We start from the raw sequence: 19064 nt of genomic DNA on the forward strand, positions 1-19064 counted from the left end.
CACAACCCTGTTTTATCTGCGGAGGAAGTATGGTTTACCAGGCAAACGCCACGCGATATCAAACGATGGAATACCGCCGCTGCGGTCATAGCGGACTAAAGCTACCGGCAATTTCTCTGGGGCTTTGGCATAATTTTGGCGATGAAACGCGGGTGGAAACCAGCCGTCAGCTTCTGCGTCACGCATTCGATCTCGGCATAACCCATTTCGATTTAGCCAATAACTACGGGCCACCGCCGGGATCGGCGGAGAGCAATTTTGGCCGTATTCTGAAAGAGGATTTTTTGCCCTATCGCGATGAGCTGATCATCTCCAGCAAAGCCGGTTACACCATGTGGGACGGCCCCTATGGCGACTGGGGATCGCGCAAGTACCTGATCGCCAGCCTCGATCAAAGCCTTAAACGAATGGGCCTGGACTATGTCGACATTTTCTACCACCACCGCCCTGACCCCGAAACGCCGCTGCTGGAAACCATGCGCGCGCTGGACCACATCGTCCGCCAGGGCAAGGCGCTGTACGTCGGCTTGTCCAACTATCCGCTCGAACAGGCCCGGCAAGCCGTCAACATCCTTAACGATCTCGGCACGCCGTGCCTGATTCATCAGCCAAAATATTCGATGTTTGAACGCTGGGTCGAAGAGGGATTACTGGATTTCCTGCACACCGCTGGGGTGGGAAGTATAGCGTTTTCACCGCTGGCGGGCGGCCAGTTAACTAACCGTTACCTGCACGGCATACCGACTGACTCCCGCGCCGCCAGCGGCAGCCGGTTCCTGCAACCGGATCAGCTTACTGAAAGCAAACTGGAAAAAGTTCGCCAACTGGACGCGCTGGCCGAATCCCGCGGGCAGAAGCTTTCGCAGATGGCGCTGGCCTGGGTGCTGCGCGATGAGAAAGTCACTTCAGCACTGATTGGCGCCAGTAAAACCTCACAGCTCGACGATGCAGTTGGCATGCTGGAAAACCGCCATTTCAGCGCCGAAGAGCGGGCAACCATCGACGCGATCCTTGCGGTGTAAATTCATTGTTACTTTAGCAAAAAGTGCTCTCACTGGCGATTTAGGAGTTCCTCCGATACGACGGGGCTTTACTGCCCCGTAATATCAGGTTAACAGGCCGACAACGGCCCCGATCGTGAAGGAGAAGAGTATGTTCAGGTCACTGATTTTGGCTGCAGTGCTTCTGGCTTCAGCGCCATTGGTCGCTAATGCTGGTGAAATCACCCTGTTGCCATCAATAAAATTACAAATTGGCGATCGCGACAATTATGGTAACTACTGGGACGGTGGCGGCTGGCGCGACCGTGATTATTGGCGTCGACACTATGAATGGCGCGATAACCGCTGGCGTCGTCACGATAACGGCTGGCATCGCGGCTGGGATAAACGTAAAGCCTACGAGCGCGGCTATCGTGAAGGCTGGAATGACCGTGATGACCGACGCGGCGGTTGGGGTCGTGGACCAGGCGGCGGTCGCGGACATGGCCACGGCCACCATTAATATTCATCATAAAAGGGAGCCATCCGGCTCCCTTTTTCATTATCGCGCTTAACTGAATATCGTCCCAACAATCAACCAGCCGTTAAGCGCTACAACGACGGCGACAATCGCCCACCCCAGCAGTTTTACCCACCGGGAATTGACCAGATCGCCCATCAAGCGGGAGTCGCTGGTGAATATCAGCAGCGGCACCAGCGCGAGGGCAATACCGAAACTCAGCAATACCTGGCTCATCACCAGAATACGCGTGGGATCCAGCCCCATTAAAATCACGATAAACGACGGCAGCATGGTGATCGCCCGACGAAACCACAGCGGGATATGAAAGCGGATAAAGCCCTGCATCACCACCTGCCCCGCCAGGGTCCCAACAACCGTAGAAGATAAACCCGCCGCAATCAGACTCAGGCCAAAGATGGTGGCTGCCGCGTGGCTCAGCAAGGGTTCAAGCGTCAGATAGGCCTGATCAAGGTCGGCAACGCCGGTGTGACCATTGAAGTGGAAGGCCGCAGCGGCGGTTGCCATCATTGCCAGATTAACAAAGCCCGCGATCGTCATGGCAATCGCCACATCCCAGCGCGTGGCGTTATAGCGCTCTTTCCGCGTGCCACCGTGCAGGTGCTGAGTCAGGGATGAATGTAGATAGATCACATGCGGCATGATGGTCGCCCCCAGCACCCCGGCGGCAAGAAATACCGCCTCGCTAGTCGGCAGAGACGGAACAAGCATCCCTTTCGCCAACGGCGCCAGCGCGGGCTGGGAGAAGATAAGCTCTACGACATACGCCGCGGCGACGAACAGCAGCAGTCCGCCAATCGCTTTTTCCAGCGGCTTTTGACCGCGACGCTGCAGCATCAGAATCAGGAACGTCGCAATCCCCGTCAGCACCGCGCCCTGTAGCAATGACACGCCGAGCACCAGCTTAAATCCGATAGCCGCGCCAATGAATTCGGCAAGGTCGGTCGCCATCGCGATGATTTCGGCCTGCACCCAGTAAAACCAGACTACAGGACGCGGGTAGTGGTCGCGAATTTGTTCTGCCAGATTTTTTCCGGTGGCAATGCCCAGCTTCGCCGACATCACCTGAATCAGCATCGCCATCAGGTTAGCCCATACCACCACCCATAGCAGCTGATAGCCAAAACTGGCGCCGGCCTGGATGTTGGTGGCGAAGTTACCCGGATCGATATAGCCAATGGCAGCAATGAACGCCGGCCCCATCAGGGCGAGCTTAATCTTGCGCGCTGCGCGACCGCTGCTATTCTCAACGCGACTGTTTGTCATTTTCTGCCTCTGGAAATATAGCCTTTGCTATGTTTCATGCTATCAAAATGCGAATGATTATCAAGTTCATTTGAAATGGTGATAATGATTGCTGTGATAGGAGGGAACGATAGCGGGTCGGCAACTGATAAACCGGGGAACTGATAAACGCTTTTAATTAATCACCAGAATAGTACAAGAGAGCAACTTTTAAAACCTTTACGTAACATAACAAAAATGCATGGTTGATCACTATTTTTGCCATTAGTCACATATCCTTGCAATAGTGTGTTCCAGCTCTCGTTTTCTTTGCGCTTGTTACATAGAATGTGCAAAGAAATTTAACCTGCCTCATGTTTGGAGCAAATATGGACCGCGTCCTGCACTTTATTCTCGCGATCGTAGTGGTGGCCATTCTGGCCCTGTTGGTCAGCCACAACCGTAAGCAGATTCGTATTCGTTATGTCATTCAGCTGCTGGTCATTGAAGTGCTGCTGGCCTGGTTCTTCCTGAACTCTGACATTGGTCTGGGTTTTGTGAAGGGCTTCTCCGAGATGTTTGAAAAACTCCTCGGTTTCGCTAATGAAGGGACAAACTTCGTCTTCGGCAACATGAACGACAAAGGTCTGGCGTTCTTCTTCCTGAAAGTTTTGTGCCCGATCGTCTTTATTTCTGCGCTGATCGGTATTTTGCAGCATATTCGCATTCTACCTATCGTCATTCGCGCTATCGGTACCGTACTGTCCAAAATCAACGGCATGGGCAAGCTGGAATCCTTTAACGCTGTCAGCTCCCTGATTCTGGGCCAGTCTGAAAACTTCATCGCTTATAAAGATATTCTTGGCAAGATGTCCCGCAACCGCATGTACACCATGGCGGCGACCGCGATGTCTACCGTCTCCATGTCTATCGTGGGCGCGTACATGACCATGCTGCAGCCAAAATATGTGGTCGCGGCGCTGGTACTGAACATGTTCAGCACCTTTATCGTTCTGTCGCTGATTAACCCGTACCGCGTCGACAAAAGCGAAGAAAACCTGCAGATGTCCAACCTGCATGAAGGCCAAAGTTTCTTCGAGATGCTGGGTGAATACATTCTGGCGGGCTTTAAAGTGGCGATTATCGTTGCCGCCATGCTGATTGGCTTCATCGCGCTGATTTCCGCGTTGAACGCCCTGTTCGCCACCGTCACCGGCTGGTTCGGCTATAGTATCTCCTTCCAGGGGATCCTCGGCTATATCTTCTATCCGGTAGCGTGGGTAATGGGCGTACCGGCGGGTGAAGCGCTGCAGGTAGGGAGTATTATGGCCACCAAACTGGTTTCTAATGAATTCGTCGCCATGATGGATCTGCAGAAAGTTGCCGCCACGCTCTCTCCGCGTGCGGAAGGTATCATCTCTATCTTCCTGGTCTCCTTCGCTAACTTCTCCTCTATCGGTATTATCGCCGGGGCAATTAAAGGATTGAATGAAGAGCAAGGTAACGTAGTTTCCCGCTTTGGCCTGAAGCTGGTGTACGGTTCTACGCTGGTGAGCGTGCTCTCTGCATCTATCGCCGCGCTGGTTCTGTAATTAGCGAAAGCCGGGCAAGTCCCGGCTTTTTCATGCCTGCAGTTCGCTCAACGGCAGCGGCTTACCGATCAGATACCCCTGTAGATAATCAACACCTAACTCAAGAAGCTTTTCCCGCTGCTCAGGCGTTTCAACGTATTCCGCCACCACCTTCATTTTCTTAACCTTAGCCATTTCAATAATAGATTTGACCATAATGGCATCCAGCGGATCGGTCTCGATATCACGCACGAAGCAGCCGTCAATTTTCAGGATATCGGCCTGCAGGCTTTTCAGGCGCTCGTAGTTAGCGTAGCCGGTACCAAAGTCATCAATCGCGATGCCACAGCCGAAATCTCGCAGCAGCTGGATGTTATGCATGCTGGTCTCAACATCGGAAAACACCTGCTCCTCGGTAACTTCAATCGTTATCGCCTCTGCCGACAGGTTATAGCGTTTAAACAGAGCGATGATTTGCGCCGCGCTATCCTTTTGCATCAGCGTATAGGGCAGCAGGTTAACGGAGAAATGCCGACCGTGGTGGTGTTTGAGCGAACTAAACAGCGTTTCCAGTACCTGCATATCAAAACGCTGGCTCAGGTTAAATTGCGCAATCAGTGGAATAAACCTATCGGGTGTAATGATGGTATTACCGCAGCGCATACGACTAAGTATCTCATAGTACCCTTCTCCGCAGGCATTGCGGATCGGCTGAGCGTATAACACCACTCCGCGCTCACTAAGCGCCTGTTTAATTTTCGCCAGCAGCCGTACCTGTTCGCTCGTTTGATCGGATATCTGCTCCTGCGCCGCGTCCAACGCTAATACGCGCCGCCCTGCCCCAGCCTGCTCCGATAACCAGCTAAGCTGACCAAGCATCGGGTGAAGCTCAGATTCTATGCCGCTGTAGCCGCCCCATGATGCGCCAAATTCCAGATCCAACGCCTGGTTGTTCCAACTAAACTTTTTATGGTTAAGCGTGGAAACAATATGATTTAAACGCGCCTCTGGCTCCGGGCCATTGAGTACCAGCAACAGCTCGCTGCCGGGGAGCTGATATATGCGTTCTCCCTGAGCCAATAGCGGCTGTAGTTTGCGGGCAATCTGCCTTTTGCTCTCCACTCTCATCATCATGCCGTAATGGCGGCTCAGAAAATCCAGATTCTGAATACGCAGGCTGCTGATGGCAACAGCAGGGTTTTGCCGTAGGTGACTCTCCAGCGCGCGTAGATTCGGTAAACCGGTTAGCGGATCTTCTTCCGCCTGATCCCGCCATCTGAACTTCATTCTTTCACTGCGTGCATAGATATCCGCCATATAAAACAAGCAGATAGTGAAACAAATTAATACTGAAAGAACAAACGATAGTGAATATTCAGTTTGTACCCCATGTAAAAAATTCTCGTTATACGCTACGAGTAAAAAGGCGGAAATGGACCATGAAATGCGAATCAGCGCATGTCCCAGGCGGCTAATACCAATAAAGTATAAAATGAAAATAAGCGGGACTAAATAACCGGCAATAAAAACAGAGTCATAAGGCGTACACAGCACCAGTAATATTGCCGTCAGGGCCACAAACCAATACAACGTAAATACCCGCTGCTCGCGCTTCCGCCACGCGTGACAAAGATTGCGGTAGAATGCTCGCGCATAACGCGGACTGATAATCATCCGCAACGGATAATAAAAGAATGTCGTAAAAATTAATGCGGCGCTAATCAGGCTTTGTATATCGATAATGGTGTAAATAACTGACATATTGCCGAAATAGCTTGAGATCGCCAGCGGAAACGAAAAAAAGCGCCCCGCCAGATACATCGTGACCTTCAACAGGAGTGGGGCGAAAAAGCCTCCCCAAAAAATCCTCGCGCCCATATGTTTTGCCGTCAGCCCGGCGCGCCAGCGCCTTCCAAGCTGAAAGCGGATAATAGCGCAGGAGACAAAAACCGAGAAGAGCTGGCAGAATAGCAGGATCAGCGCCTGGGCTAGCGTCAAATCGATTATCCAGGCATTGGTGATCGCAAACGCGATAATCAATGGTGCAACAGCGTAGCGACCAAAAATAAAAAGCACGGAATACATTAAGCTCAGCGGTAACCATGCCAGATAAATTTGATTTCCGTCAATAATGGTTTGTGGGGAAATAAATCGGGACAGCGGAATTGCGATAAGGCAGACCAGAAGTGCCAGCAGAGTTTTTTTGATCTTAATGTTAAGATGATCAATCATTATTGTTAATTAAAACTCCAGCTGCAATAAATATATTTAGGCAACAGATATTATGTTGCTTAATAAAGGCAGGCAAGATTTTAAATAGTGAAAAAATCTGAAATTACTTAACGCAGAGGTTTGCTGACTTATTCAAAGAATGCTTTACATTTCCTCGGTCCGTCAGACAAACAAAAAACCCCCGCCGTAGCGAGGGTTCCGAATTTGGTGGAGCTAAGCGGGATCGAACCGCTGACCTCTTGCATGCCATGCAAGCGCTCTCCCAGCTGAGCTATAGCCCCACAGGACCTCTTTACGAACCAAACCTGATGGGTGCAGGTTTTGGTGGAGCTAAGCGGGATCGAACCGCTGACCTCTTGCATGCCATGCAAGCGCTCTCCCAGCTGAGCTATAGCCCCGTAACGTAAAGCGTGTCGTGTTGACGGGCGGCATAATATGAATTCCTTCGCCAGGTGTCAACGGCAAAATCAATCCCAGCTATTTGATCGCTGAAAAAGCAGGCAAACGGCTGACATTGCGAGCCTTATCGCAGCCAGAAGCTAAACATGTCACGCTTTCCTTTAAAAGGATGCTATAACATGTGCAACTAATTCCCACATATTTACTCAGGAAATAGTATGCTCAAGGAACGAATGACACCTGAAGAAATAGCGCATCTGACTGGCTTCAGCCGGCAAACGATTAACAAATGGGTACGCAAAGAGGGGTGGCAAACTTCCCCGCGTCCCGGCGTGCAGGGCGGTAAAGCGCGCCTCGTACATGTTAATGAGCAGGTTCGCGAGTTTATCCGCAGCGCACAGCGCGTAGCCGAAAACCCCGTTCCCTATTCCGCAACCGATAACGATCTGGAATCTTTGCTGCTTACGCTATGTAAAGAGATGACGCCGGGAGAGCAAAAGCTGTTTATGTCGCTGCTGCTGCGTGAAGGGATCACCGGGCTACTCAACCGACTGGGTATCCGCGATCGGTGAAAGCATGATGAAACTTAAAGATAAAATGACCCCAGCGGAGCTCGCCGAGTGCCTTAACCTCGCCCGGCAAACCATTAACCGTTGGGCCAGAGAGCAAAATTGGCGGACGGAAGCCATACCCGGAGTGAAAGGCGGGCGCGCTCGCCTGATTGTCATCGACAAAGCAGTAATCGATTTCCTGGCAAATATCCCGGCGCTGCGGCATTTGACCATTGATAACCAGCTGGCGGAACCAGTCGTCAAATACTTTGTGAATGATGCTGATACGATCTGGCGCCAGATTGTCGAGACCATGCGCCTGATGACCCCCGCAGAGCAGTTGCACCTGCGCGATCTTCTTGCCCGCGAAGGGATTAGCGGTTTTCTATCCCGGCTAGGGATTGCTGATGCTAAAAAATAGGCAAAAAAAACGGCGGGGTTAGCTTGCCCCACCGTTTTAAAACTCCCGATATTACTATCAGGATTATTGACTTTCCCGTTCAGCAATAAAAGCCAGCGCTTTATTGATTCGTTCTACGCTACGTGACTTACCGATTGCATGCACGGTTACATCAAGCGCCGGAGACTGGCCTGCGCCGGTCACCGCGACGCGCAGCGGCATCCCCACTTTTCCCATCCCCACTTCCAGCTCATCGGCCGTTGCCTGAATAGCATGATGGACATTTTCCGCCGTCCAGTCACTAATGGCGGCTAATTTGTCGCGCACCACTTCCAGCGGCTGACGGGCAACAGGACGCAGATGTTTTTTCGCCGCATCGGCATCAAACTCAGCAAAATCTTCATAGAAATAGCGGCAGCTCGCCGCCATCTCTTTAAGCGTTTTGCAGCGCTCACCCAGCAGTTTCACCAGCTCAGCCAGTTGAGGCCCGTTACGGGTGTCGATATTTTCCTGCTCAATGTGCCACTGTAAATGCGTTGCCACATATTCCGGGGCCAGTGAATTGATATAGTGGTGATTCAACCACTGCAGCTTTTCCGTGTTGAACGCGCTGGCAGACTTGCTCACCGCGCCCAGACTGAACAGTTTAATCATCTCTTCGCGAGAGAAAATCTCCTGATCGCCGCTGGACCATCCCAGACGCACCAGATAGTTCAGCAGCGCTTCTGGCAGGTAGCCGTCGTCGCGATACTGCATAACGCTGACCGCTCCGTGACGCTTGGAGAGTTTTTTACCATCATCGCCATTAATCATCGAAACGTGGGCGTAAACCGGCACCGGCGCATTCAGCGCTTTCAGGATGTTAATCTGCCGCGGGGTGTTGTTAATATGGTCTTCGCCACGGATAACGTGGGTGATCTCCATATCCCAGTCGTCAACAACTACGCAGAAGTTGTAGGTCGGGGAACCGTCGGTACGACGGATGATCAGATCGTCCAGCTCCTGGTTGCTGAATTCGATCGGACCGCGGATCTGATCGTCAAAAACAACAGAACCCTCTTCCGGGTTGGCAAAACGGACCACGCAAGGTTCGTCGTCAGTATGATGTTCGTGGCCATGACGGCAGCGGCCGTCATAGCGCGGCTTTTCACCTTTCGCCATCTGTTCTTCACGAAGCGCTTCCAGACGCTCTTTGGAGCAGTAGCATTTATAGGCCGTGCCCGCCTGCAGCATTTCATCAATGACGGCGTTATAGCGATCAAAACGCTTGGTCTGGAAGTACGGACCCTCATCCCATTCCAGGCTCAGCCAGTTCATACCATTCATGATGGCTTCAATGGCCTCCGGCGTGGAGCGCTCAAGATCGGTATCTTCAATACGCAGCACAAACTCACCGCCGTGGTTACGTGCAAAAAGCCAGGAATAGAGAGCAGTACGCGCGCCGCCAACGTGCAGATAGCCTGTCGGGCTGGGCGCGAAGCGAGTTTTGATTTTCATGAAGTGGCCTTACGTTTGATAAAGGTGCCGACATGCGGCAGTGTACGTTGGATTTTATGGGGGAATATTCTAACACCGTGGGCTGATTCCTCAATGTTGTTACCGTTTCAACGTCACGCTTTACCCTTTTTGTTTATAAATCATGCGCCACAGATGACATTGCGATCGTTTTGTTTAATTTTACGACGAACAAACAAATTATTTAGAAAAGGCGTTGACTCATTTTCAACTCTCCCTATAATGCGACTCCACACAGCGGGGGTGATTAGCTCAGCTGGGAGAGCACCTCCCTTACAAGGAGGGGGTCGGCGGTTCGAACCCGTCATCACCCACCAACTACTTTACGTAGTCTCCGCCGTGTAGCAAGAAATTGAGAAGTGGGTGATTAGCTCAGCTGGGAGAGCACCTCCCTTACAAGGAGGGGGTCGGCGGTTCGATCCCGTCATCACCCACCACTTTCTCGCCAGCTGGATTTCTTGTCGTAAAATGAAGTACCGAAGTGGGTGATTAGCTCAGCTGGGAGAGCACCTCCCTTACAAGGAGGGGGTCGGCGGTTCGATCCCGTCATCACCCACCACTTCGGGTCGTTAGCTCAGTTGGTAGAGCAGTTGACTTTTAATCAATTGGTCGCAGGTTCGAATCCTGCACGACCCACCAATGTAAAAAAGCGCCCTAAAGGCGCTTTTTTGCTATCTGCAATATGTAAGATTCGAACCTGCCGCAGGTTCGAGTCGACAAAATTGTTGGGAACAATTTTGCACAACGCGTAGCGTTGTCCGAAGGGCGAGCGAAGCGAGTCATCCTGCACGACCCACCAATGTAAAAAGCGCCCTAAAGGCGCTTTTTTGCTATCTGCGATACACAAAGCCGGAGCAGGCTTTTACTTTACCATTCGCCAATAACGCTTAGTTCACTAGCGTCGCAACCAGTTTCTCCAGCGCGGGCGTCGCCTGCTGCTGATCATAGACGATATATAAATCAGCGGGTATGCGCTCTTCCAGCGGACGAAACACAACCCCCGGCCACATCATTTGCGCATAGCTGTCGGCGATGAGCGTAATACCGATCCCCATACTGACCATCGCCAGCACCGTTTGCGGCTCCATTACCTCACGGATAATCATCGGCGAGAATCCGGCGCTCTGGCAAACGCGTTGTAAAAACGTCCAGTCGGTATGTATTGAGGGCATAGTGACAAAATATTCGTTACGCAACGCCGCAAGCGGGATCGCCTTACGCGCGGCAAGGGGGTGCTCTTCCGGCACGGCCACCAGAAAAGAGGACTCATGCAAGCGCAGGCTGGTAAATCCTGGGGAAGGCGCCGTCGCCATTCGCCAGATGCCGGCATCCAGCTCGCGTCGTTCTAGCATCGCCATCTGCATCGCGGGCATATTCTCTCTGAAAAGCACTTCCACGTTAGGATGCTCTTTCAAAAAACGACGCATCACCGGGCGCATTTTTCCCCACATTGCGGTGCCTATCACGCCCAACTCAACCCGCCCGGCCTCGCCCCGCCCAATCTGCTCCACTCGCGCCAGCGCCTGATGCGCGCTGGAAAGCAGACGACGGGACTCCTCCATGAGGATTCTTCCTGCGTGGGTCAAGGCCACGCTGCGGGAGTGACGAACAAACAATAGCGTGCCGAGCTGCTGCTCCAGATCTTTAATGTGAATGCTGAGCGGGGGTTGCGACATGTTCAGACGGGCCGCCGCACGACCAAAATGCAGCTCTTCTGCAACAGCCAGAAAATAGCGCAATAACTTCAGATCAATACGATGCGTGCGTTCCATGGCTCATGCGCTCCTGGGGCATAAAGATAATGCGCAAAGTTACCACACTGCATCAGAAAAAATGAAACGGCGGAACATGTGCCCGCCGCAGAAGAGGATTAATGGGCCAACTCTTTCTTCATTAGCTCCTCAGGTTCATGTTTATATTTGAAAAAAACGGCAAAAATAGCCGCCAGCAGCAATGAATAGGCCGCGAACACCAGCCAGATGGTCTGCCACTCTTTTACGCCATCAATAGAGAAGTAATCCACGGCCATGCCGCTGAGAATCGAACCTACCCATGCGCCAACACCGTTCACCATGGTCATAAACAACCCTTGCGCGCTGGCGCGAATATGAGCCCCCGCCTGTTGCTCAACGAACACCGACCCTGAAATATTAAAGAAGTCGAATGCGCAGCCGTAGACAATCATCGACATCAGCAGCAGAACAAAACCGAACGGAGACGGATCGCCAAAGGCAAAAAAGCCAAAGCGTAGCGTCCACGCCAGCATACTCATCAGCATGACCGTTTTAATGCCAAAGCGTTTCAGAAAGAAAGGAATGGTGAGAATAAAGGCGACTTCCGCCATCTGCGAAACTGAAAGCAAAATAGAGGGATAACGCACAACAAAGCTGTCGGCAAACGCCGGGTTACGGGCGAAATCATGCAGAAAGGGGTTACCGAAGACGTTAGTTATTTGCAGTACCGCCCCGAGCATCATCGCGAAGAAAAAGAAAATGGCCATCCGCGGATTTTTAAATAATACGAATGCATCCAGTCCCATCCTCGCGGACAATGTGGTGCCAGGTTTCTTCTCGGTCACAGGAATTTTCGGTAGCGTAAGCGCATAAATCGCCAGTAATAACGACGCGGCAGAGGCGATATACAACTGCGCGCTGCTCAGCTCCAGTCCCATCAGGCTCACCGTCCACATGGCGACAATAAAACCAAGAGTGCCAAATACGCGAACAGGAGGAAACGCGGTCGCCGGATCCTGGCCGGACTGCGCCAGGCAGGAGTAGGAAACGCTGTTAGACAAGGAGATGGTCGGCATGTAGGCCATCGCGTTAATCAGCATCACCCAGAACATGGTATCCGGGTCGGTTACGGTCGTCGCATAAAGGAGCACTGCTGCGCAGACCAGGTGGCAGAGCATATATGCCCGTTCCGCACGTAGCCATTTATCGGCAATAATCCCCATAACGCCGGGCATGATAATAGCCGCCAGCCCTTTGGAGCTATAGACCATACCGACGTTTGCGCCGGTGAAATGCAACGTGTTTATCATGTAAGAACCCAGGGTGACCAGCCAGCTTCCCCAGATGAAATATTGCAAAAACGACATGAGCTTTAAGCGAGAGGCGATACTCATTTTTTTCCGTTCCTTGCCATTAAAGTAAGACCCCGCAAGCGGGGTCATATTTATTATTCTTTCAGGCCAGTTTGCGTAAGAAGCCGCAGATCAGGTTGATAAAGTTCTGTCGGGAGAGCTCGGCCGCCGCCAGGGTTTGCGCGTGAGATAATGTCACATCGCCCAGCCCCTCAGCCAGATTGGTAATGGCTGAGACTGCTACCACTTTTAATCCGCAATGACGGGCGGTAATCACTTCCGGCACAACGGACATCCCCACCACATCGCCGCCAATAATCTGCATCATGCGAATCTCTGCTGCCGTTTCAAAATTCGGCCCGGGATAGGAAACAAATACACCTTCGGTCAGCGGAAACCCTTCCTCCGCCGCCACGCTCTGCAGAACGGCGCGATAATCCGCATCATAGGCGTTGGCCAGAGAAAAAAAACGCTCGCCAAAACGTTCATCATTCAGGCCTACCATTGGCGTGCCCGGCATCGTGTTAATATGATCGCTGAGCGCCACCAGGCTTCCCGGCCCTACTTCCGGACGTAAAGAGCCGGCCGCGTTAGTACAAAACAGTAGTTCACACCCCAGCAGCTTTAGCGTGCGGATAGCATCGGTCATCACCGTCATACCCCGCCCTTCATAGAAGTGCCCACGCCCTTTCATACAGGCAACGGGAACGCCGGCCAGATTTCCCAACACCAGTTCACCGGCATGGCCGTGGACCGTACTCACCGGGAAGCCGGGCAGCTTCTCGTAGGAAATCGCCACCGCATCTTCAATTTGTTCCGCCAGCGCCCCAAGACCCGACCCCAGGATAAAGGCCACCCGCGGCGTAAAATCCGGCTTATATCCGCGAATAATATCGGCGCTATACCAGGGGTTCTGTGAGAAAAGCGTGTCGCTCATAAGCTGTCCTTAAAAACTGAAGAATGGATAAAATGATTGGCTACCATCTTGTTATAACGATGCGACGCAATCGATTACCAATACAGTTTTCCCGGAAGTTTGATATCAAAAAGCTATTGATTTCATTTCTGATACAAGGGGTCGTTCTCGCGTAAGGCAGTAAGCCGGGCCGCCTGCAGCCGCACCACCTCCCACAGCGCTTCCGCGGCAGTCGACAGCGAGCGATTTTTGCGCCGCGCCAGCATCAACTGGCGTTCCACTACCGGAGTCAGCCGCTTCACTTGCAAACGGCTTCCCTGCGGGAGCGGCAGCGCTAATGCGGGTAATATGCTGATACCTATCCCCGACTCAACCATCGGAAATAGCGTGGCCGGATGCCCAATCTCCTGCACGATGTTCGCGGTTACAGCAAATCCTGAGAGCGCGGCATCAATCAGCGGACGGCTGCCAGAAGCATAATCCTGCAAAACCAGCCGCTGGGGCTGTAGTTCCTGCCAGCTCACCGCGTCCCGTCCGGCAAAAGGGTGATCGCTGCGACAAAGCAGCAAGAATGGTTCAGCGAGAACCGTCTCGCACTGTAAATCGGTAGCGGCGCCGGGATCGATAACGATACCAAAATCCACTTCTCCCTGGCGGATGCTCTCCAGCACCCACTGCTGAGGACGATCGTGCAGAACGAAATCTATCTCCGGATAGCGCCGGTTACTGTAGGCAATACACTGTGGGATCAAATGGGCGGAAATGGTCTGGCTGGCCGCCACCCGGACGGTACCCATCAGCTGCTGCCCGACGCGACCGGCCTCACGCAGCGTGCTATTGAGTTCATCCAGCAAGCGCTCAAGCCGGGCCGCCAGCTGCTGTCCGGCCTCCGTGAGCACCACTTCACGCGTCGTTCGGTCAAGCAGGCGTACGCCGGTCTGATGCTCCAGCTCTTTTACGCTATGGCTTACCGCAGACTGGCTAAGACCAATACTCTCCCCTGCCCGACTAAAGCTTTTAACGCGGGCAACGGTCACAAAAACTTTTAACTGACGCAGCGAATAATTCATCTCTTTTTTTCATGAATAGATGCAATAAATCGATTTTATTTCTCAAACTAAAGAAAGCACAATAGCGGCATCGATTTTCAGGAGCGTTTATGAAATTTTTCCGCATTCTTGATCCATTCACCCTGACGTTAGTCACCGTCGTACTGCTGGCCTCTTTTTTCCCTGCTCGCGGTGGATTTGTCCCTTTCTTCGAACATTTAACGACCGCCGCGATCGCGCTGCTGTTCTTTATGCACGGCGCCAAACTCTCGCGTGAGGCGATTGTTGCCGGGGGCAGCCACTGGCGTTTACATCTCTGGGTCATGTGCAGCACGTTTATCGTCTTTCCGGTTCTTGGCGTGCTGTTCGCCTGGTGGGCGCCCGTTAACGTCGATCCGGCGCTCTACACCGGGTTTATTTACCTCTGTATTCTTCCTGCCACCGTCCAGTCGGCCATTGCGTTTACTTCTCTGGCGGGCGGCAACGTTGCGGCTGCAGTATGTTCGGCTTCGGCCTCAAGCCTGCTCGGGATCTTCATTTCGCCATTGCTGGTCGGCCTGTTGATGAATCTGCACGGCGCGGGCGGAAGTCTGGAGCAGGTCGGCAAGATTATGCTGCAATTGCTGCTGCCGTTTGTGCTGGGGCACCTCTCTCGCCCGTGGATAGGCAACTGGGTGGCAAAACATAAAAAATGGATCTCGAAAACCGACCAGACCTCCATCCTGCTGGTGGTCTATTCGGCGTTCAGCGAGGCGGTGGTTAACGGTATCTGGCACAAAGTCGGCATTGGATCGCTACTGTTTATCGTTATTGTCAGCATCGTGCTGCTGGCGATTGTAATTGCTATCAACGTGTTTGTGGCGCGCAGGTGCGGGTTTAATAAAGCGGATGAAATTACGATTGTCTTCTGCGGGTCGAAGAAGAGCCTGGCGAACGGCATTCCGATGGCCAATATTCTCTTCCCGACCTCTATCCTGGGGATAATGGTGCTGCCGCTGATGATCTTCCATCAGATTCAGCTTATGGTCTGCGCGGTGCTGGCGCGGCGCTATAAGCGCCAGGCCGAAGCGTTACAGGCGCAGGAGAAAAGCCGCGCCTCCGAAGCCTAACGCGGGCGCTTAAGGGGCTCGACCAGGCTGGTCAGCCCTTCAGTTTTAATCAATAGCGTTAACGCCATCAGCTCGCCAAGATGCCCGGCGGGAAATTGATCCTTACGGGCAAACCACAGCAAATACTCTTCCGGCACATCGATTAAACGCCGCCCTTTGTATTTACCAAACGGCATTTCCGTATTGGCAATCTCAATAAGCTGATCTTTATCCACGCGACTCTCCGAGCAGACGCAGCATTTCGTTTTCATCGATCACCGCAATTCCCAACTCCTGCGCTTTGGCAAGCTTAGAGCCCGCCGCCTCCCCGGCGATGACCAGGTCGGTCTTCTTCGACACGCTGCCCGCCACCTTCGCGCCCAGCGCAACCAGCTGGGCTTTCGCCTCATCACGGGAGAGCTGGCTCAGGCTACCGGTCAGAACCACCGTTTTCCCGGCAAATGGGCTATCAATCTCTTCAGCATTGACCACCACCGGCGCCGGCCAGCGGACGCCTTCTTTACGCAACTGAGCAATCACTTCGCGGTTGCTCTCTTCGGCAAAGAAATTACGCACGTGCGTGGCGACCACAATCCCGACATCAGGCACTTTTTGCAGATCGTCAATCGATGCCTGCTCCAGCGCCTCAATGGTGCCAAAGTGGGCCGCTAAACCGGCTGCCGTCGCCTCTCCGACTTCACGGATCCCCAGCGCGTAAAGGAAACGGGCAAAGGTGGTCTCTTTTGACTTCTCCAGCGCATCCACCACGTTCTGCGCTGATTTTGGCCCCATGCGATCGAGCCCGGTAAGCTTACCCGGCGTCAGTTGAAAAAGATCGGCAGGCGTATGCACATACTCTTTTTCGACCAGCTGATCGATGATTTTATCGCCCATCCCCTCCACATCCAGGGCGCGACGGGAGACAAAGTGCTTGAGTGCTTCTTTACGCTGGGCGCCGCAGATCAGGCCGCCGGTACAGCGCGTCACCACTTCGCCTTCTACGCGTTCAACGTCGGAATGACATACCGGGCAATGCGTGGGAAACACGATTTCACGCGTCTCCTCCGGGCGTTCTGAGAGGACGACGTTCACGACCTGAGGGATAACATCCCCGGCGCGGCGAATAACCACCTTATCGCCGATGCGCAGCCCCAGGCGTTCTATTTCATCAGCATTATGCAGCGTTGCGTTGCTAACCAGAACTCCGGCGACCTGTACTGGCTCCAGACGCGCTACCGGCGTGATGGCGCCAGTACGGCCAACCTGAAACTCGACGTCGCGCACGAAAGTCATTTGCTCCTGGGCCGGAAACTTAAACGCCACTGCCCAGCGCGGCGCGCGGGCCACGAAACCAAGCTGCTCCTGGAGATCAAGCGAATCCACTTTGATAACCACACCGTCGATATCAAACCCCAGATTCGGCCGATCTTCTTCAACTTTGTGATAGTAAGTAAGCACTTCCTCTGGCGAATGGCAGAGCTTTACACGCTCGCTAACCGGCAGCCCCCAGAACTTAAACTGCTGCAAGCGCGCTGAGTGGCTACGCGGCAGCTCGCCGCCTTCCAGTACGCCCACGCCGTAGCAAAAGAAAGTGAGTGGACGCTTCGCGGTAATCCGCGGGTCGAGCTGGCGTAAAGACCCCGCCGCCGCGTTACGCGGGTTAGCAAAGACTTTACCGCCGGTTCGCCGCGCCTCTTCATTAATTTTTTCAAACCCTGCCTGCGGCAGGAAAACCTCTCCGCGAACCTCAAGCCGCTGTGGAATATTGTCACCGTGTAACTTCAGAGGGATAGCGCGAATGGTGCGTACGTTGGAGGTGATATCTTCACCGGTTGTTCCATCGCCGCGGGTCGCCGCCTGTACCAGTACGCCGTTTTCATACAGGATACTGACCGCCAGGCCATCGAGTTTAAGCTCACAGCAGTAGGTCAGGTCATCGGTATTTTTCAGACGATCCTGAACGCGTTTATTAAACGCAAGGAAGCTCTCTTCATCGAAAACGTTATCCAACGACAGCATCGGCACTTCATGGCGAATCTGGCTGAACGCGGCTAGCGGTGCGGCGCCGACGCGCTGGGTAGGTGAATCGGGCGTAATCAATTCAGGATGTTGAGCTTCCAGTTCACGTAGTTCACGCATCAGCCGATCGTATTCAGCATCAGGAATTTCCGGCGTATCCATGACGTGGTACAGGTATTCATGATGGCGAAGCGTGGTTCGCAGTTCAGTCAGTTTTTGTTCGTTCGATTCCATATCACACCATCAATGATAAAAAACCCCCGACGGGCGGGGGTTCAGGATAAGTAGATGAAACGCAAGAAGATGAATCAGGCGTTAGCCTCTTTCACTTCACGAATTCGATCTTGATATTCACGCAGTTTTTGCGGCGTCATCATCCGACGCTGATCGTCCAGTACTACGCCGCCGACTTCATCGGCAATGTACTGCGCGGACTGCAGCATCAGCTTAAAGTTTTGCAGTTCATCGCCAAAGGATGGAACCTGCATAAAGATAGTGACCCCTGGCGTCATCATATCCGCCATACTGTCCGGATTGAAGGTACCGGGCTTAACCATATTGGCCAGGCTGAAGAGCACCTGACCGCTGCCGTCCGGGCTGAGATGGCGATGAAAGATATTCATATCGCCAAATTTGAAACCCGCCTGCTGGATGCTATTGATTAACAGCTCGCCATTGAGCTGTGAACCATGGTGCGCGGCGACGTTCATCACGATGACCGTCTCCTTACGCTCTTTAGGCTGCGGGGCGGCCTGCTGCGATGCAGGGGCCTGAGGTTCTGGCGCCGGCTGAGGCTCTGGAGCGACGGCAGGTTGTTGAACCGGCTGCTGCACATGCTGAACAGGTTGCTGTGGCTGCGGCGGCTGGACCTGCTGCGGCGGCTGCATCACCGGCTGTTGAGGCGGCACGGCGTGATGCGGTTGCTGAACCGGGGCCTGGGGGTGAACAGGCGGTTGTTGCGGCGGCTGCGCTGCACGGACAGGCTCTTCCGGGCGCACAGGTGGCTGCTGCGCCTGACGCTCATAAGGAGGCTGATACTGGTGCTGCGGCTGACGAGGTGCTTCATGCTCCCCATGAACGCCATTCGGCGCATGACTGGCCCGATGAACCCGGACTTCACCAACGCCTTCAACATCGTCATTAAAGTCGTCGCCTTCCGACTCTTCATCGTCGCGTGACTTCATACGTTTCAGTGGGCGATCGCGAAACATCGAGGAGCGCTCTTTACGGCTGGTCCAAAAACCGTGCACCAGTAAAGCGATTATGGCGATCGCGCCAACAATGATTAATATCAGACGCAAATCCTGCATCATTATATTCTCTGTTGTTCTAACACCTTGCCACCACGGCAAACATTTACTCACTAAGAGTATTTGCCGATTACATCAAGTGCAAGTGCGTGTGGGGCTTTCACTACATAAAGATGAACTAAATCGTGCTTTTTGCTGTTTTTTCGAACATTTCCTAACTGGTTATTGTCTGCTAACCCGATAA

16 protein-coding genes and 6 tRNA genes are annotated in these 19064 nt (G+C 53.1%); 10 read left to right on the forward strand and 12 right to left on the reverse strand.

Annotated features, from left to right (window positions below):
* Positions 1 to 29 precede the first annotated feature (29 nt).
* Both mgrA and KCG39_RS10975 read left to right on the forward strand, forming a co-directional pair.
* Positions 30 to 1022, forward strand: coding sequence for an L-glyceraldehyde 3-phosphate reductase (gene mgrA / locus KCG39_RS10970; RefSeq protein ID WP_004123308.1), 993 nt, complete (start codon positions 30 to 32; stop codon positions 1020 to 1022).
* 130 nt (positions 1023 to 1152) lie between these two features.
* Positions 1153 to 1503 (forward strand): DUF2502 domain-containing protein, encoded by a 351-nt coding sequence (locus KCG39_RS10975; RefSeq protein ID WP_004123311.1) that lies wholly within the window; start codon positions 1153 to 1155, stop codon positions 1501 to 1503.
* A gap of 48 nt (positions 1504 to 1551) precedes the next feature.
* On the opposite strand, the gene KCG39_RS10980 is transcribed toward KCG39_RS10975, so the two are convergent.
* Entirely contained in the window at positions 1552 to 2787 is a 1236-nt protein-coding gene (locus tag KCG39_RS10980; protein WP_004123315.1) for an Nramp family divalent metal transporter, read from the reverse strand.
* 347 nt (positions 2788 to 3134) lie between these two features.
* Here KCG39_RS10980 and KCG39_RS10985 point away from each other — a divergent pair, with 347 nt between their 5' ends.
* Positions 3135 to 4337 carry a NupC/NupG family nucleoside CNT transporter gene (locus tag KCG39_RS10985; protein ID WP_142446731.1) on the forward strand — a complete coding sequence of 401 codons (1203 nt, stop codon included), beginning with the start codon at positions 3135 to 3137 and terminating at the stop codon, positions 4335 to 4337.
* Positions 4338 to 4367: 30 nt separating this feature from the next.
* Here the strand turns inward: KCG39_RS10985 and KCG39_RS10990 are convergent, their stop codons facing one another.
* The 3 genes from KCG39_RS10990 to KCG39_RS11000 form a co-directional block, all read right to left on the reverse strand.
* Positions 4368 to 6548, reverse strand: a complete 2181-nt coding sequence (locus KCG39_RS10990; RefSeq protein ID WP_049114640.1) for an EAL domain-containing protein — start codon at positions 6546 to 6548, stop codon at positions 4368 to 4370.
* Positions 6549 to 6753: 205 nt separating this feature from the next.
* Positions 6754 to 6829, reverse strand: a tRNA-Ala gene (locus KCG39_RS10995).
* Between the two features lie 41 nt (positions 6830 to 6870).
* Positions 6871 to 6946, reverse strand: a tRNA-Ala gene (locus KCG39_RS11000).
* A 219-nt stretch (positions 6947 to 7165) separates the two neighbouring features.
* On the opposite strand from KCG39_RS11000, the gene KCG39_RS11005 reads away from it, so the two are divergent.
* Entirely contained in the window at positions 7166 to 7519 is a 354-nt protein-coding gene (locus KCG39_RS11005) for a YfeC-like transcriptional regulator (protein ID WP_004123321.1), read from the forward strand.
* Between the two features lie 4 nt (positions 7520 to 7523).
* Positions 7524 to 7919 (forward strand): YfeC-like transcriptional regulator, encoded by a 396-nt coding sequence (locus KCG39_RS11010; RefSeq protein ID WP_004123323.1) that lies wholly within the window; start codon positions 7524 to 7526, stop codon positions 7917 to 7919.
* A gap of 63 nt (positions 7920 to 7982) precedes the next feature.
* Here the strand turns inward: KCG39_RS11010 and gltX are convergent, their stop codons facing one another.
* Positions 7983 to 9395 carry a glutamate--tRNA ligase gene (gltX, locus tag KCG39_RS11015; RefSeq protein WP_142468019.1) on the reverse strand — a complete coding sequence of 471 codons (1413 nt, stop codon included), beginning with the start codon at positions 9393 to 9395 and terminating at the stop codon, positions 7983 to 7985.
* A gap of 259 nt (positions 9396 to 9654) precedes the next feature.
* Between gltX and KCG39_RS11020 the strand changes: the two genes are divergently transcribed.
* The 4 genes from KCG39_RS11020 (at position 9655) to KCG39_RS11035 (ending at position 10052) form a co-directional block, all read left to right on the forward strand.
* A tRNA-Val gene (locus KCG39_RS11020) sits at positions 9655 to 9730 on the forward strand.
* 44 nt (positions 9731 to 9774) lie between these two features.
* Positions 9775 to 9850, forward strand: a tRNA-Val gene (locus tag KCG39_RS11025).
* A gap of 46 nt (positions 9851 to 9896) precedes the next feature.
* Positions 9897 to 9972, forward strand: a tRNA-Val gene (locus KCG39_RS11030).
* 4 nt (positions 9973 to 9976) lie between these two features.
* Positions 9977 to 10052, forward strand: a tRNA-Lys gene (locus KCG39_RS11035).
* A gap of 248 nt (positions 10053 to 10300) precedes the next feature.
* Here KCG39_RS11035 and KCG39_RS11040 read toward each other — a convergent pair.
* The 4 genes from KCG39_RS11040 to KCG39_RS11055 all read right to left on the reverse strand — a co-directional run bounded on the left by KCG39_RS11040 (position 10301) and on the right by KCG39_RS11055 (position 14484).
* Entirely contained in the window at positions 10301 to 11185 is an 885-nt protein-coding gene (locus KCG39_RS11040) for a LysR family transcriptional regulator (RefSeq protein ID WP_004123327.1), read from the reverse strand.
* Between the two features lie 98 nt (positions 11186 to 11283).
* The gene (locus tag KCG39_RS11045) at positions 11284 to 12540 is read right to left on the reverse strand and encodes a nucleoside permease (protein ID WP_123828988.1); all 1257 of its coding nucleotides are present in this window, start codon (positions 12538 to 12540) and stop codon (positions 11284 to 11286) included.
* A gap of 61 nt (positions 12541 to 12601) precedes the next feature.
* Positions 12602 to 13435: a xanthosine phosphorylase gene (xapA, locus tag KCG39_RS11050; protein ID WP_004123338.1), complete on the reverse strand. Its 834-nt coding sequence runs from the start codon at positions 13433 to 13435 to the stop codon at positions 12602 to 12604.
* A 122-nt stretch (positions 13436 to 13557) separates the two neighbouring features.
* The gene (locus tag KCG39_RS11055) at positions 13558 to 14484 is read right to left on the reverse strand and encodes a LysR family transcriptional regulator (protein ID WP_004123340.1); all 927 of its coding nucleotides are present in this window, start codon (positions 14482 to 14484) and stop codon (positions 13558 to 13560) included.
* An 89-nt stretch (positions 14485 to 14573) separates the two neighbouring features.
* Between KCG39_RS11055 and KCG39_RS11060 the strand changes: the two genes are divergently transcribed.
* Positions 14574 to 15572, forward strand: coding sequence for a bile acid:sodium symporter family protein (locus KCG39_RS11060; protein WP_004123343.1), 999 nt, complete (start codon positions 14574 to 14576; stop codon positions 15570 to 15572).
* On the opposite strand, the gene KCG39_RS11065 is transcribed toward KCG39_RS11060, so the two are convergent.
* From KCG39_RS11065 to zipA, 3 genes are all read right to left on the reverse strand, one after another.
* The gene (locus tag KCG39_RS11065) at positions 15569 to 15787 is read right to left on the reverse strand and encodes a DUF3820 family protein (protein ID WP_004123346.1); all 219 of its coding nucleotides are present in this window, start codon (positions 15785 to 15787) and stop codon (positions 15569 to 15571) included. The genes KCG39_RS11060 and KCG39_RS11065 overlap by 4 nt on opposite strands.
* Positions 15780 to 17804 (reverse strand): NAD-dependent DNA ligase LigA, encoded by a 2025-nt coding sequence (gene ligA / locus KCG39_RS11070; protein ID WP_142468020.1) that lies wholly within the window; start codon positions 17802 to 17804, stop codon positions 15780 to 15782. Before ligA ends, KCG39_RS11065 begins: the two co-directional genes overlap by 8 nt.
* 74 nt (positions 17805 to 17878) lie before the next feature.
* Entirely contained in the window at positions 17879 to 18883 is a 1005-nt protein-coding gene (gene zipA / locus KCG39_RS11075; RefSeq protein WP_185910496.1) for a cell division protein ZipA, read from the reverse strand.
* Positions 18884 to 19064 lie beyond the last annotated feature (181 nt).

The organism is Klebsiella pasteurii (assembly GCF_018139045.1).
GTDB classification, from domain to species: Bacteria; Pseudomonadota; Gammaproteobacteria; order Enterobacterales; family Enterobacteriaceae; genus Klebsiella; species Klebsiella grimontii.

Coding starts and splice junctions, on each gene's coding strand:
- mgrA (WP_004123308.1), top strand. CDS start 30: ATGGTTTACCAGGCAAACGCCACGCGATATCAAACGATGGAATACCGC.
- KCG39_RS10975 (WP_004123311.1), top strand. CDS start 1,153: ATGTTCAGGTCACTGATTTTGGCTGCAGTGCTTCTGGCTTCAGCGCCA.
- KCG39_RS10980 (WP_004123315.1), bottom strand. CDS start 2,787: ATGACAAACAGTCGCGTTGAGAATAGCAGCGGTCGCGCAGCGCGCAAG.
- KCG39_RS10985 (WP_142446731.1), top strand. CDS start 3,135: ATGGACCGCGTCCTGCACTTTATTCTCGCGATCGTAGTGGTGGCCATT.
- KCG39_RS10990 (WP_049114640.1), bottom strand. CDS start 6,548: ATGATTGATCATCTTAACATTAAGATCAAAAAAACTCTGCTGGCACTT.
- KCG39_RS11005 (WP_004123321.1), top strand. CDS start 7,166: ATGCTCAAGGAACGAATGACACCTGAAGAAATAGCGCATCTGACTGGC.
- KCG39_RS11010 (WP_004123323.1), top strand. CDS start 7,524: ATGATGAAACTTAAAGATAAAATGACCCCAGCGGAGCTCGCCGAGTGC.
- gltX (WP_142468019.1), bottom strand. CDS start 9,395: ATGAAAATCAAAACTCGCTTCGCGCCCAGCCCGACAGGCTATCTGCAC.
- KCG39_RS11040 (WP_004123327.1), bottom strand. CDS start 11,185: ATGGAACGCACGCATCGTATTGATCTGAAGTTATTGCGCTATTTTCTG.
- KCG39_RS11045 (WP_123828988.1), bottom strand. CDS start 12,540: ATGAGTATCGCCTCTCGCTTAAAGCTCATGTCGTTTTTGCAATATTTC.
- xapA (WP_004123338.1), bottom strand. CDS start 13,435: ATGAGCGACACGCTTTTCTCACAGAACCCCTGGTATAGCGCCGATATT.
- KCG39_RS11055 (WP_004123340.1), bottom strand. CDS start 14,484: ATGAATTATTCGCTGCGTCAGTTAAAAGTTTTTGTGACCGTTGCCCGC.
- KCG39_RS11060 (WP_004123343.1), top strand. CDS start 14,574: ATGAAATTTTTCCGCATTCTTGATCCATTCACCCTGACGTTAGTCACC.
- ligA (WP_142468020.1), bottom strand. CDS start 17,804: ATGGAATCGAACGAACAAAAACTGACTGAACTGCGAACCACGCTTCGC.
- zipA (WP_185910496.1), bottom strand. CDS start 18,883: ATGATGCAGGATTTGCGTCTGATATTAATCATTGTTGGCGCGATCGCC.